This window comes from Variovorax paradoxus (genome assembly GCF_029919115.1).
Classification (GTDB): Bacteria; Pseudomonadota; Gammaproteobacteria; order Burkholderiales; family Burkholderiaceae_C; genus Variovorax; species Variovorax paradoxus_O.
Genome location: NZ_CP123990.1, coordinates 4,847,561 through 4,860,319, shown reverse-complemented (window position 1 = coordinate 4,860,319; position 12,759 = coordinate 4,847,561). Strand labels below are relative to the sequence as shown.

12 protein-coding genes are annotated in these 12,759 nt (G+C 64.8%); 5 read left to right on the top strand and 7 right to left on the bottom strand.

From position 1 onward, the window contains the following. From QHG62_RS23345 to QHG62_RS23325, 5 genes are all read right to left on the bottom strand, one after another. The gene (locus tag QHG62_RS23345; RefSeq protein ID WP_281148005.1) at positions 1–324 is read right to left on the bottom strand and encodes a hypothetical protein; all 324 of its coding nucleotides are present in this window, start codon (positions 322–324) and stop codon (positions 1–3) included. A 158-nt stretch (positions 325–482) separates the two neighbouring features. Next, on the bottom strand, positions 483–1,220 hold the full coding sequence (locus QHG62_RS23340) for an aldolase (protein WP_432445557.1): 738 nt from the start codon (positions 1,218–1,220) through the stop codon (positions 483–485). Between the two features lie 49 nt (positions 1,221–1,269). After that, positions 1,270–1,911, bottom strand: a complete 642-nt coding sequence (locus QHG62_RS23335; RefSeq protein ID WP_281148004.1) for a 2-dehydro-3-deoxy-6-phosphogalactonate aldolase — start codon at positions 1,909–1,911, stop codon at positions 1,270–1,272. Further along, complete coding sequence (locus QHG62_RS23330; protein ID WP_281148003.1) at positions 1,908–2,816, bottom strand: 2-dehydro-3-deoxygalactonokinase; 909 nt, start codon at positions 2,814–2,816, stop codon at positions 1,908–1,910. Before QHG62_RS23330 ends, QHG62_RS23335 begins: the two co-directional genes overlap by 4 nt. Position 2,817: 1 nt before the next feature. Then, positions 2,818–4,557, bottom strand: coding sequence for an IlvD/Edd family dehydratase (locus tag QHG62_RS23325; RefSeq protein ID WP_281148002.1), 1,740 nt, complete (start codon positions 4,555–4,557; stop codon positions 2,818–2,820). Positions 4,558–4,755: 198 nt separating this feature from the next. Between QHG62_RS23325 and QHG62_RS23320 the strand changes: the two genes are divergently transcribed. The 5 genes from QHG62_RS23320 to QHG62_RS23300 all read left to right on the top strand — a co-directional run bounded on the left by QHG62_RS23320 (position 4,756) and on the right by QHG62_RS23300 (position 9,726). After that, positions 4,756–5,505, top strand: coding sequence for a FadR/GntR family transcriptional regulator (locus QHG62_RS23320; RefSeq protein ID WP_281148001.1), 750 nt, complete (start codon positions 4,756–4,758; stop codon positions 5,503–5,505). Between the two features lie 47 nt (positions 5,506–5,552). Continuing rightward, complete coding sequence (locus QHG62_RS23315) at positions 5,553–6,098, top strand: TRAP transporter small permease (protein WP_281148000.1); 546 nt, start codon at positions 5,553–5,555, stop codon at positions 6,096–6,098. Further along, positions 6,095–7,396, top strand: a complete 1,302-nt coding sequence (locus QHG62_RS23310) for a TRAP transporter large permease subunit (RefSeq protein WP_281147999.1) — start codon at positions 6,095–6,097, stop codon at positions 7,394–7,396. Before QHG62_RS23315 ends, QHG62_RS23310 begins: the two co-directional genes overlap by 4 nt. A gap of 49 nt (positions 7,397–7,445) precedes the next feature. Then, complete coding sequence (locus QHG62_RS23305; protein ID WP_281147998.1) at positions 7,446–8,456, top strand: TRAP transporter substrate-binding protein; 1,011 nt, start codon at positions 7,446–7,448, stop codon at positions 8,454–8,456. A gap of 73 nt (positions 8,457–8,529) precedes the next feature. Next, on the top strand, positions 8,530–9,726 hold the full coding sequence (locus QHG62_RS23300; protein WP_281147997.1) for a mandelate racemase/muconate lactonizing enzyme family protein: 1,197 nt from the start codon (positions 8,530–8,532) through the stop codon (positions 9,724–9,726). A 27-nt stretch (positions 9,727–9,753) separates the two neighbouring features. Here the strand turns inward: QHG62_RS23300 and QHG62_RS23295 are convergent, their stop codons facing one another. Both QHG62_RS23295 and QHG62_RS23290 read right to left on the bottom strand, forming a co-directional pair. Further along, a complete protein-coding gene (locus QHG62_RS23295) occupies positions 9,754–10,767 on the bottom strand; it encodes an endonuclease/exonuclease/phosphatase family protein (protein ID WP_281147996.1) in 1,014 nt (337 codons plus the stop codon). Between the two features lie 116 nt (positions 10,768–10,883). Continuing rightward, a complete protein-coding gene (locus tag QHG62_RS23290) occupies positions 10,884–12,695 on the bottom strand; it encodes a DEAD/DEAH box helicase (RefSeq protein ID WP_281147995.1) in 1,812 nt (603 codons plus the stop codon). Positions 12,696–12,759 lie beyond the last annotated feature (64 nt).

Sequence of the window (12,759 nt, the reverse complement as noted above, 5' to 3'; positions counted from 1 at the left end):
TCAATAGCGGTACGGATTCTCGGGCCGGCGGTCGTAGCGGTTGGGAACACCGTCGCCGTCGTCGTCGCGGCGGCCGTAGCGGCGCTCTTCCCAACGGCGGTGCCGGCGCTCCTCGTAGCGGTCATGCCCATGGTGGTAGCCGGGGCCGTAGTAGGGCCTCGGGGGCGGCGGCGCGTAGTAGTAGGGGCGCGGCGGCGGTGGTGCGGGCACGACATACACCTGGGCCTGGATGAAGCGGCCGCCGGTCTGGGCTTGTGCCGGAGCGCTGAGGGCTGCCAGCGAGAGCAGGGCAGCGGTGCCGATTGCGAATGTGAGCTTTTTCATGGCAACTCCAATGGAGTGGTTGGAAGCCCTATCGTCGTGCTCCCATGTGAACGCTGTGTAAGGCTCGCGCGAAATCCGATAAAGAGCTGTAAGCCGCTGCGCACCCGTTCCGCCATCCTAGGCGCCCTGTGCCGGGGTTGGAACCGGCCGAACGGACGTCAGCCGTGTGGCGGAGGCAGCATGCGCCGGAGCGCCTCGAAAAACAAGTCTGATTGCTCGCGTTCGCCCTGGATTTGCGCCGCTGCGTGGGCTGCCATCTCGGGATCGACAGGAACCAGCGGGCGACCGGTCGATTGCGCAATGACCTGGTGCAGGCTTGCGCGCTCGAGGTAGTAGAGATCGTCGTAGGCATGCGCAACGGTGGCGCCCGCCACGACAACGCCGTGGTTCGCGAGAAAGGCCACGTCTTTTCCGAGCATGGCGCGTGCGATTCGTTCGCCTTCGGCATCGTCGAGCGCCAGGCCGTTGTACACCGCATCAATCGCAATGCGGTTCATGTAGCGCATGGCGTTCTGGCTCAGCGTGGGATCGAGCGCGCGGTCGGCCGTGAGCGTGAGTGCCGTCGCGTAGGGCATGTGGCAATGCAGCACGACGGCGTGGCCGGTGATGCGGTGCACCGCGCCGTGAATGAAAAGTGCGGTCGGCTCCACCCTGTGGCGGCCGGCGAGCACCTCGCCGTGCACGTCGATCAGCACGACGTCGTCCGGCCCGATTTCGCTCCAGTGCAGGCCGCGAGGATTGATCAGGTAGCGGTCTTGCGTGCCCGGCAGCATCACGCTGAAATGGTTGCAGACCCCTTCGGACAGACCGTGGTGCGCGGCTGCGCGCAAGGCGAGCGCAAGGTCTTCGCGCAACTTGCGCACGGCGGGGCTGGCGTAGTCTGAATCTGCGGACATCGACGGGGCCTCGTGGATGTGGATGGATGTGGGTTGAAAAAAGATGCGCTCAGGCGCGGATTGCGCCTGTATAGGCTGCAACGAATTTCTGCGCATCGGCGCGAACCTCCGACGCCTGCTTGCCTGGCTTGTACAGCGCAGAGCCGATGCCGAAGCCGGACGCGCCGGCCGCACGCCATTCGGCCATGTTGGCCGGCGTGATGCCGCCCACAGGCATCAGCGGCGTGCCGGCGGGCAGAACCGCAAGCAGTGCCTTCACCACCGCGGGCGACGCCAGTTCAGCCGGAAACAGCTTGAGCCCGGTCGCGCCCGCGGCCAAGGCGCCGAAGGCTTCGGTCGGCGTCATCACGCCGGGCAGGCACACCATGCCGAGCCGCACGGCTTCGGCGATGACTTCGGCGTTGAAGTTGGGCGACACGATCAGCTCGCCGCCGGCGGAGTGCACATAGCGCACCTGCTGCGCATCGAGCACTGTGCCGGCGCCCACCAGGGCCTGCGGAAAGCGCGTGCGCATCAGCGTGATGCTGGCATAGGGCTTGGGGGAATTGAGCGGCACCTCGAGCAGCCGGAAACCCGATTCGACGATGGCGTCGCCGACATCGGCGGCCTCCGGCGGCGTGAGTCCGCGCAAGATGGCGACCAGCGGCAGCTCGCGCATGGCGGCATCGAATTTTTGTAGGGGAGTCGTCATGAGGGAGTTCTGTCTGCGTCGAGAAAACCGGACAGTGCATGCAGCCCCGCCCAGGTGGCTTCGGCGCCGAGTGTGCGGGTGGCGGTGCCGGTTGCGCTGAGCGCAAGCGTGTAGCGCTGCGTCAGTGCGGGGGAGCCGATCAGCACCACTTCGCCGAAGGCATGCAAAGACTGCGTGCGCAGTTCTTCGCCGATCAATAGGCCGGAGAGATAGCTCGCAAGCTCCTGCGTGGGCATGCGCTCGAAAAGCGACAGCGTGCGCGCGCCGAATGCGTTGTGCAGCAGGCCCTGGCCGTTGTCGGCGAGCGTAACGCCCTGCACAAAAGCGGCTTCGTCGAGCGATGCATTTGCGTCGAGCGTGCGCGCAAGAATCGAATGCTGGCTCAGCAGCGCATAGAACTCACCAGTCATGAAGGTGCGAAAGCCCGTGACCCGGCCCTTCTTGACCGTGGCCCACTTGTTGTGGGTGCCCGGCAGTACGAAGACGCCTTCGTCGACGTCCATCAACGCCATGGCACCGAAGATCTGCACCTCTTCGCCGCGCATGACATCGGGAACACCGTCATGCTCGTCGCTGAGGCCCGGCACGATGGCAATGCGCGAACCCGGCCGCGCATCGATGTCGATGATCTTGCGGCCGACTTCGACGCGGCCCGCGGGGCAGGCGCAATACGGCGCCTCGACCCAGCCCTGCTTGCTGCCGGCCATGCCGGATATGAGGCAGCGGGTGCCCTCGGGTTGCATCCAGTCGCCGAACAGTTCATCGAACACTGCGGGAAAACCACCCGCCGGCACCTTGAGAATGCCGCGCGTGTCGCTGCGCTCTTCAAGCACCTTGCCGCCGGCGTCGATCAACGCGCCGCGCAGGGAGCTTGTGCCCCAGTCGATGGCTACCAGTCTGGTCATCCTAGTGATTGTCGCGCGGCACAAACCCTCCGCGGCGGCCGCGCAAGAAGGCCAGGTCGGCGCCCTGGTCGGCCTGCAGCACTGTGTCGACATAGAGCTTCCAGTAGCCCGAATCGAGCGGCGCCTTGGGCGCGACCCATTTTTCGAGCCGCTTGGCCAGTTCCTCGTCGCTCACATGCAGGTGCAGCTTGCGGTTGGGCACATCGAGCTCGACGATGTCGCCGTCTTGCACCAGCGCGAGCGGGCCGCCCGCCGCGGCTTCGGGCGACGTGTGCAGAACCACCGTGCCGTAGGCCGTGCCGCTCATGCGCGCATCGCTGATGCGGACCATGTCCGTGATGCCCTTGCGCAGCACCTTCGGCGGCAGCGGCATGTTGCCCGACTCGGCCATGCCCGGGTAGCCGCGCGGGCCGCAGTTCTTCAGCACCATGACGCAGTGCTCGTCGATGTCCAGGTTCTCGTCGTCGATGCGCTTGTGCAGGTCGTCGGCGTTTTCGAACACCACCGCACGGCCCTTGTGCACCAGCAGCTCCGGCGTGGCGGCGCTGGGCTTGATGATGGCGCCGTTGGGTGCGAGGTTGCCGCGCAGCACGCAAATGCCGGCCTTGTCCTTGAAGGGCTCTGCCAGCGGGCGGATCACCTGCGGGTTGTAGTTTTCGGCGTCCTTTACGTTGTCCCACAGCGTCTGGCCGTTGGCAGTGATGGCGTCCTTGTGCAGGTGCTCCGCAATTTCCTTGATGACCACCGGCAGGCCGCCCGCGTAGCAGAAGTCTTCCATGAGAAAGCGGCCCGAGGGCTGCAGGTCGACCAGGCAGGGCAGCTCGGAAGCCAGCCGGTCGAAGTCGTCGAGCGAAAGGTCTACGCCAATGCGGCCCGCAATGGCCAGCAGGTGAATCACGAGGTTGGTCGAGCCGCCGATGGCCGCATTGACCTTGATGGCGTTCTCGATGGCCTGGCGCGTGAGGATCTTCGACATGTTGAGGTCTTCATGGACCATGTCGACGATGCGGCGGCCCGCCATGCGCGCCAGCACGTTGCGGCGGCCGTCGACCGCCGGATACGCCGCATTGCCCGGCAGGCCGATGCCGAGCGATTCGACCATGCAGGCCATGGTGCTTGCGGTCCCCATCGTCATGCAGTGGCCGTGGCTGCGGTGCATGCAGCTCTCGGCCTCGAAGAAGTCCTTCAGCTTGAGCGTGCCGGCGCGCACCTGCTCGCTCATTTGCCATACGCCGGTGCCCGAGCCCAGCTCCTGGCCGCGCCATTTGCCCGAGAGCATGGGGCCGCCCGAAACGCCGATGGTCGGCAGGTCGACACTGGCCGCGCCCATCATGAGCGCGGGCGTGGTCTTGTCGCATCCCATGAGCAGCACCACGCCGTCGAGCGGGTTGCCGCGAATGCTTTCTTCCACGTCCATGCTCGCGAGGTTGCGGTACAGCATGGCCGTGGGGCGCAGCAGCGTTTCGCCGAGCGACATCACCGGAAACTCGACCGGAAAACCGCCTGCCTCGTACACGCCGATCTTCACCTGCTCTGCAAGCGTGCGGAAGTGCGAATTGCAGGGCGTGAGTTCGCTGAAGGTGTTGCAAATGCCGATGACGGGGCGCCCGTCGAACTGGTCATGCGGCACACCTTTGCCCTTCATCCAGCTTCGGTAGATGAAGCCGTCGCGGTCGTTGCGGCCGAACCATTGCTGGCTGCGCAGGTCTTCGGGATTTTTCTTCTTCGGCGGGGTGGTCATCGCTTGTCTCCGGTAACTGGAAGTGTGCCGGCAGGTCAGGGTTTTTCCTGCCGAAATGCGTTTTCAATCATCATATGATAAGCGTGAGACGCTGTCACGGCGTTCAGGGTTTTCGAGTGGCTGGCGGTGTCCGCGGCCAGTCATTAACGGCAACAAGCAAACGCAAGAAAACATAACAAAGACAAACCGCAGGCACGCATGATCAAGAACGTTCACGGCAATACCGTCGACCGCATCGGAAGCGACATCGTCGCTGGCCGCTATGCGCCTGGCGCGTCGATTCCGCCGGAACCGCTTCTGTGCGAGGAGCTCGGCGTGAGCCGCACCGTGGTGCGCGAGTCGATCAAGTCGCTGATTGCAAAGGGCCTCGTGACCAGCGGGCCCAAGGTGGGCACGCGCGTGCAGCCAGCGGACCAGTGGAACTGGTTCGATGCCGACGTGATCGTCTGGCAGACCGAGGCGGGCCTGTCGGCCGAGTTTCTGCGCGACCTGCAAGACCTGCGCCGCGTGGTGGAGCCGGCCGCCGTGGGGCTTGCCGCCGCGCGCGCCACGGCCGAAGACATCGCCGACATGGAAGAAGCCTATGCGGGTATGAAGCGCGCCATCGAGTTCGGCGGCGACTACATCACGCCCGACCTGCGCTTTCACCAGGGGCTCATCCGTTCCAGCCACAACCGCATGCTGGTGCAGATGAGCCGCGCGCTGGGTGCGCTGCTGCGCACGAGCTTCGAAATATCGACCAGCCGCAAAAACGGGCCCGCCAGTTCGCTGCCGCTGCATCGCGCGGTGCTCGACGCGGTGATTGCGCGCGACTCGGCGCGGGCCGAAAAAGCCGTGCTGGTGCTGATCGACGGCGCGCGGCACGACATCGAGCAGGTGCTCGCCTCGCGCAAGAAGCTTCCGCGCATCAGCCGCCCGGCCACCCGGCTGAAGGCGTTCCCGCTTTAACGCGCCACAGATTCCATAACAACAGTAAGAGCGACAGGAGATGAACTATGAGTAGAGTGATCGACGGGTTTTTCCGGGTGCTGGAATTCCTGGTGGTGGTGTGCATGGTGGCCATGGTCGTCATGGTGTTCGGCAACGTGATCCTGCGTTATGGCTTCAACTCCGGCATTTCGGTGTCCGACGAAATGTCGCGCTACTGCTTCATCTGGCTCACCTACATCGGCGCCATGGTGGCCATGCGCGAAGGCGCGCACCTGGGCGTGGACACGCTCATCAAGCGCCTGCCGCTTGGCGGCAAGAAGTTCTGCTTCTTCCTGAGCCAGTCGCTCATGCTGTTCTGCAACGTGCTGTTTCTCATGGGCACCTACGAAATGCACGAGCTGCAGGTCACCAACATATCGCCCGTGGTGGGCATCTCGATGATCTGGATCTACGGCATCGGCTACGTGGTTGCCGTGGTCATGGGCACCTTCAATATCGAGAAGCTGTGGCGCCTGTTCCGCGGAAGGGTGCCTGAGCAGGAGCTCATACAGGTCATGGAATCCGAAGAGCAGGTGCTCGAAGTGTCCGCACACGGCAAGGTGGCCCCATGACAGTCACCATCTTCATCGTGTCGCTGCTGGGTGCCATGGCAATTGGCATTCCAATCTCCTATTCGCTGCTGGTGTGCGGCGTTTCGCTGATGGGCTGGCTGGCCGCAACCGGCGGCCTGCCGGCGTTCGACAGCCAGATCATCGCGCAGCGCTTCGTCGACGGCGCAGACAACTTTCCGCTGCTTGCAGTGCCCTTCTTCCTCTTGGCCGGGGAGTTCATGAATGCCGGGGGGCTGAGCCGGCGCATCGTCAACCTGGCGATGGCGTGGGTGGGCCACTACCGCGGCGGCATGGGGTATGTGGCGGTGGTGGCGGCCATCATCATGGCGTCGCTGTCGGGTTCGGCCGTGGCAGACACCGCCGCGCTGGCCGCATTGCTGATTCCCATGATGAAGGCGGCCGGCTACCAGCTGAACCGCTCGGCCGGCCTGATTGCCGCGGGCGGCATCATCGCGCCGGTCATTCCGCCCTCGATCGGCCTCATCGTGTTTGGCGTGGCCGGCAACGTGTCGATCACCAAGCTGTTCCTGGCCGGCATCGTGCCCGGTGTCCTGATGGGGCTGGCGGTAGGTATCGCCTGGTGGATCGTCGCCAAGAAGGAGAACGTGAAGTCCGCGCCGCGGGTGAGCTGGGGCGAGCGGCTCAAGGTCACGGCGCAAGGCAGCCTTGCGCTGGCGCTGCCCGTCATCATCATCGGCGGCATGAAGTTCGGCATCTTCACGCCGACCGAGGCCGCCGTGGTGGCGGCGGTGTATTCGCTGATCGTCGGCCTCTTCGTGTATGGCGAGCTGAAGGCCAAGGACCTGTACCGCCTGACGCTTGCCGCCGGCAAGACGACCGCCGTGGTGATGTTCCTCGTGGCCGCCGCCATGGTGAGCGCATGGCTCATTACGGTAGCCAACATCCCGACCGAAGTGGTCGCGCTTCTGGAGCCGTTCATGGGCAACAAGGTCTTGCTGATGTTCGTGATGATGGTGCTCATCGTCATCGTGGGCACCGCGCTCGACTTCACGCCCACGGTGCTGATCCTCACGCCGGTGCTGATGCCGGTGGTGCTCAAGGCCGGTATCGACCCGGTGTACTTCGGCGTGCTGTTCATCATGAACAATGCCATCGGCCTCATTACGCCGCCTGTGGGCACGGTGCTCAACGTGGTGAGCGGCGTGGCGCGCATCTCGATGGACGATGCCTTCAAGGGCGTGATGCCTTTCTTCATCGCTCACCTGGTGGTGCTTTTCACGCTGGTGTTCGTGCCTGAAATCGTCACCATTCCGCTCCAGTGGTGGATGGGACGCTGAGTTTTTCTGTCAGTTCATTCATCAACAACCTCAACCGAAGGAGACAAGCATGTTGTTTCGCAGAACCCTGATGACCGCCGCCCTCGTGGCCGGCGGCCTGCTCGCATCGACCGGCGCCATTGCGCAATTTGCCGACCGCACCATCAAGTTCACCAATGGCGTGAACGAAGACCATCCGGTGGGCGTGGGCGTCAAGAAGATGCAGGAGGTGCTGGCCGCCAAGACCGGCGGCAAGATGAAGATCGTTGCCTTCTGGGGCGGCGCTGCGGGCGGTGACCTGCCGGCTACGCAGGCGCTTCGCGCCGGTACGCAAGAAATGGTGTGCACCTCCAGCTCGCCGCTGGTCGGCATCGTGAAGGAACTCGGCGCGTTCGACCTGCCGTTCTTGTTTGCGAACGAGAAAGAGGCCGATGCGGTGCTCGACGGCCCAGCCGGTGAATACTTCAACAAGAAGCTCGAAGCCGCGGGCCTGGTGAACCTGGCCTACTGGGAGAACGGCTTCCGCAACCTGACCAACAGCAAGAAGCCGGTGGCCAAGCCCGAGGACTTCGAAGGCGTGAAGCTGCGCGTGATGCAGAACAACATCTTCCTGGACTCGTTCAAGACGCTGGGCGCCAACGCCGTGCCCATGGCCTTCGGCGAAGTGTTCACCGCGCTTGAAACCCGCACCATCGACGGCCAGGAAAACCCCTTCGTGACCATCGAGACCTCGAAGTTCAGCGAAGTGCAAAAGTACCTGAGCGTGACGCGCCATGCCTACACACCTTTCCTCATTCTCTACAGCAAGAAGTTGTGGGACCAGCTCAACCCGCAAGAGCAGGCCGTGCTGCGCGAAGCCGCCAAGGAAGGCCAGAAGGTCCAGCGCGAAGCCAATCGCGCGCTCAACGAGAAGGCGCTTGCCAACCTGCGCAAGACCATGACGGTGAACGACGTGTCGCCGGCCGAGCAGAAGCGCATGCTCGAAAAGGTGAAGCCCGTGTACGACAAGAACGTGCCCAACATCGGCGCCGAAGCCGTGGGCGTGGTGACCGACGCGCTCAAGAAGGCGCGCGGCGGCTGATCGATTCCTGAAGAGTGGTATCGGGGCCGCGCAGCGCAAGCTGCTGCGGCCCTTTTTTTTGCGGAGTTTCAAATTGAAGATCACCCAAGTGGAAACCATTCGCCTTGGCGAGTTTCCCAACATCGTGTGGGTGCGCCTGCACACCGACGAGGGCCTGGTCGGCCTTGGCGAAACCTTCATGGGCGCCGAAGCGGTCGAGGCCTATCTGCATGAATGGGCGGCGCTCAAGCTGCTCGGCACCGATCCGCTGCAGATCGAGGCACGCAATCGCGACATCACCGGCTACCTGGGCTGGCGCGGGTCGGGCGTGGAAACGCGCGGCAACTCGGCCGTCGACATTGCGCTGTGGGACTTGTTCGGCAAGGCCGCCAACATGCCGGTGCACACCGCCCTGGGCGGCAAGAGCCGCGATGCGATCCGCATCTACAACACTTGCGCCGGCTACCAGTACATCCGCAGCGCCACCAACCAGACCAGCGCCAACTGGGGCCTTGCCAACAACAACGGGCCCTACGAAGACCTGCAGGGCTTTCTGCACCATGCCGACGAGCTGGCCGAATCGCTGCTGTCCGAAGGCATCACGGCCATGAAGATCTGGCCCTTCGACCCCGCTGCGGAAAAGAGCCACGGCCAGTACATCAGCAATGCCGATCTCGACGCCGCCTTGGAGCCGTTCCGCAAGATCCGCAAGGCCGTGGGCAGCAAGATGGACATCATGGTCGAGTTCCACAGCCTGTGGCGCGTGCCGATGGCTCAAAAGATCGCCCGTGCGCTGAAGGAGTTCGACACCTTCTGGCACGAAGACGCCATTCGCATGGACAGCCTCGACCTGCTCAAGCAGTACGCGAAGGATTGCGATGCGCTCATCTGCGCGAGCGAGACGCTCAGCTACAAGTGGGGCTTCAAGGACTACCTGCAAACCGGCGTGGCCGGTGTTGCCATGCTCGACCTGAGCTGGTGTGGCGGCCTTACCGAAGCACGCAAGATCGCCGCGATGGCCGACGCATGGCAACTGCCGGTGGCGCCGCACGACTGCACCGGCCCGGTGGTCTGGGCCGCATCGACGCACCTGAGCCTGCATGCGCCGAACGCGCTCATCCAGGAGAGCGTGCGCGCCTTCTTCACCGGCTGGTACAAGGAGCTCGTTACCGAGCTGCCGAAGGTCGAAAACGGCATGATCAGCCTGAACGACAAGCCCGGGCTCGGGCTGGAACTGCTGCCGGACCTGCACAAGCGGGCCGACGCGATGGTGCGGGTCTCCAAGCTTTGAGTGTCGTTGTTGTGTTGCGGCCGACGCTCAGTCGGTGCGCAGCCTCAGCAGCGCCCGCACAAAGCCGTGGTCCGAGCGTGAACGGTCGCGTCCTTCGTGCAGGTGGTCGTTGAAATAGTCGACCCGGCGCACGTCGCCCAGGCTGCGCTTGCTGGCCGCAACGAACTCCTCGCTCACGAAGATCTGGTCGAGCACCGCCGGAAAGCCCTGGTGGATGTGCGAATAGGCCACGTCCTTCTTGAGCGCCGATTCGCCCTGCATCTCGTAGGCGTTGAACAGCGCCACGTCGCGCGCGGCCTTGTCGTAGGCCACATCGGAAGTGGCGGCCACCAGCTGCGTGGTCACGCTGTGCGGCTCGTCGTTGAAGTCGCCCATCACCACCAGCGGCGTGTCCGTGCCCTGCAGCAGGTCGATCACGATGCAGCGCAGGGCAGCCGCTTCAACGCCCCGCATGACGAGCGAGCGCAGCGAAGCCATGGCACCCACTTTGCGGTCCTCGCGGTCCTCGAGGTGATTGCCTTGTGCGTCTTGCAGGAACTTCGGGCGCTTGGACTTGAGATGTGCCGTCAACACATGCACCTGCTGCCCGTGCTTCATGCGCAGCGTGACCAGGAGGGGCGGCCGCTCGAAGCGCGTGTGCGGGCCCAGGCCCGGCACATCGACGGCGAAGCCGGGCGGAAAGTCGACGAAAGACTGCACATGGTCCACCTGCAGCCGCGTGGCAATGCCCACGCGCGGCGTGCCCTGTGCACCGTTGTGCGGCGGCGTGTTCTCGGCGCCGGGTGCAGAAACGAAGTCATAGCGCAGGCCGCTGCGCGCAATGGCGGCCTTCAGTGCGCTCTCGTCCCAGACCTCCTGAACCGCCAGCACATCGGCATTGAGCGCGTGAAAGCGCTCACCGATCCAGCCGATCTTGCGGTCGTATTCGCGCTCGTCGTAGGCGTCCTGGTTCTCGTAGTACACGCGGTGCGGGTTCGCGAGATTCAGCAGATTGCAAGTCGCAACGAAGAGGGTGGCGTAGTTGGGCGGTATGTACTGCATGGCTCCCGATTGTGTCGGGCTGGCCTGACGGGCGCGATGCCTTGGCCTGAAAAAAACAAAGGGCACCGAGGTGCCCTTGTTCAATTGCAGGGTAGGTTGTCTACCCGCGCTTCGGCTCAGCGGCCGAACGAACGGCCCCCACCGCCGCCGCCGGAGCGGTTGCCACCACCACCGCCGCCGTAGCCGCCGCCACCCGAGCGGCCACCGCCGCCCGAACGGTTGCCGCCGTAGCCGCCACCACCGCCGCCGCCCGAACGGCCGCCGCGACCGCGGCCGCCACCCATGTGGTCGACGCTCGTGCGCAACGGATCCGGCTGGCCGTCGCCACCCGCGACTGCTTCGGCGCGCAGGTGTGCAACCTGGTTGGCTTGCGTCGGGCTGTGGCTGTTGCCGTGATGGCGCGGTTGGCGCTCGTCGTGCGGCAGGTGGTTCTGCTGATGATGCTGGGGCGCGTGGTGCGGTGCGCGCGCCGGGCCTTGCGGTCCGCGGCCTTGTGCCGGGCGAGCGCCCTGGCCGCGCGGGCCTTGGCCTTGGCCGCCGCCATTCGCGTTGCGGCCTTGACCGCCGCCACCTTGGCCGCCGCCGCGGCGTTGACCGCCGCCGTTGCCGCCACCGCCGGCGCGTTCGCCGCCGCCCTGGCCGGCCTTGTTCTCGCGAATGCGTTGCAGCATTTCGGTGCGGGCAGCCTTGGCGGCCGCCTGCATGACGTCGCGGCTCGGCGGACGGCCGGCGCCGCCCCAGATCGTCTGGCGGCCCATGGCGATGGGCTCGGCGCGTTCGCCGTCTTCAGGGCCGAAGCCTTCGACGAACTGCACCGGGATCGTCTGCTTGGTGAAGCGTTCGATTTCCTGCATGAAGCCTTCTTCGTCCAGGCAGACAAAGCTCACGGCCTCGCCGCTCGAACCGGCGCGGCCGGTGCGGCCGATGCGGTGCACGTAGTCTTCGCTGACGTTCGGGATTTCGTAGTTGACGACGTGCGGCAGCTCGTCGATGTCGATGCCGCGGGCGGCGATGTCGGTGGCCACCAGCGCGCGGATCTCGCCGCTCTTGAAGCCGGCCAGCGCCTGCGTGCGTGCGCTCTGGCTCTTGTTGCCGTGCAACGCCATGGCTTCGATGCCGTTCTTGGTCAGGAACTCGGCCACGCTGTTGGCGCCGAACTTGGTGCGCGTGAACACGAGCACCTGGCTCCACTTGTTCTCGTTGATGATGTGCGCGAGCAGCGCCTTCTTCTTGCCGCGGCCCACGGGGTGGATCACCTGGGTGATGCGCTGCACGGTGGTGTTGCGCGGCGTGACCTGGATGCTTTGCGGGTTCTTGAGCAGCGTGGCGGCCAGGTCGCGGATTTCGTCGCTGAAGGTGGCCGAGAACAGCAGACTCTGCTTTTCGCGGGGCACCAGAGCAAGAATTTTCTTCACGTCGTGGATGAAGCCCATGTCGAGCATGCGGTCGGCTTCGTCGAGGATCAGCATCTGGACCTGGCTCAGGTCGAGCATGCCTTGCTGTTGCAGGTCGAGCAGGCGGCCGGGGGTGGCCACGAGGATGTCGACGCCCTTCTTGAGCTTGCTGATTTGCGGGTTCATGCCCACGCCGCCGAAGATCACGGTGGAGTCGAGCTCCAGGTACTTGCCGTAGGTGCGGACCGACTCTTCGACCTGGGCCGCGAGTTCGCGCGTGGGGGTGAGCACCAGGGCACGAATGCCGATGCCGCCGAACTTGTTGGTGGCGCTGGCGCCCATGCTGAGCTTGTGCAGCATCGGCAGGGTAAAGGCGGCCGTCTTGCCGGTGCCGGTCTGGGCGCCGCCCAGAAGGTCATGGCCTTCCAGAACCGCGGGAATGGCTTGCGCCTGGATGGGGGTGGGGGTGTCGTAACCGTGCTCGTGCACAGCCTTCAAGATGGCGGGGGCCAGCTTCAGTTCGTCAAAATTCATTGGAAACAATAAGCGCCATACACGGCGCAGTGGCATCGGCCCGCTAGGCGTCTTTTGGTAACGC

Excerpts from the sequence above, each read along its gene's own strand:
- QHG62_RS23290 (WP_281147995.1), bottom strand. The coding sequence starts at position 12,695 with ATGAATTTTGACGAACTGAAGCTGGCCCCCGCCATCTTGAAGGCTGTG.
- QHG62_RS23335 (WP_281148004.1), bottom strand. The coding sequence starts at position 1,911 with ATGACGACTCCCCTACAAAAATTCGATGCCGCCATGCGCGAGCTGCCG.
- QHG62_RS23345 (WP_281148005.1), bottom strand. The coding sequence starts at position 324 with ATGAAAAAGCTCACATTCGCAATCGGCACCGCTGCCCTGCTCTCGCTG.
- QHG62_RS23325 (WP_281148002.1), bottom strand. The coding sequence starts at position 4,557 with ATGACCACCCCGCCGAAGAAGAAAAATCCCGAAGACCTGCGCAGCCAG.
- QHG62_RS23295 (WP_281147996.1), bottom strand. The coding sequence starts at position 10,767 with ATGCAGTACATACCGCCCAACTACGCCACCCTCTTCGTTGCGACTTGC.
- QHG62_RS23340 (WP_432445557.1), bottom strand. The coding sequence starts at position 1,220 with ATGTCCGCAGATTCAGACTACGCCAGCCCCGCCGTGCGCAAGTTGCGC.
- QHG62_RS23310 (WP_281147999.1), top strand. The coding sequence starts at position 6,095 with ATGACAGTCACCATCTTCATCGTGTCGCTGCTGGGTGCCATGGCAATT.
- QHG62_RS23330 (WP_281148003.1), bottom strand. The coding sequence starts at position 2,816 with ATGACCAGACTGGTAGCCATCGACTGGGGCACAAGCTCCCTGCGCGGC.
- QHG62_RS23315 (WP_281148000.1), top strand. The coding sequence starts at position 5,553 with ATGAGTAGAGTGATCGACGGGTTTTTCCGGGTGCTGGAATTCCTGGTG.
- QHG62_RS23320 (WP_281148001.1), top strand. The coding sequence starts at position 4,756 with ATGATCAAGAACGTTCACGGCAATACCGTCGACCGCATCGGAAGCGAC.
- QHG62_RS23305 (WP_281147998.1), top strand. The coding sequence starts at position 7,446 with ATGTTGTTTCGCAGAACCCTGATGACCGCCGCCCTCGTGGCCGGCGGC.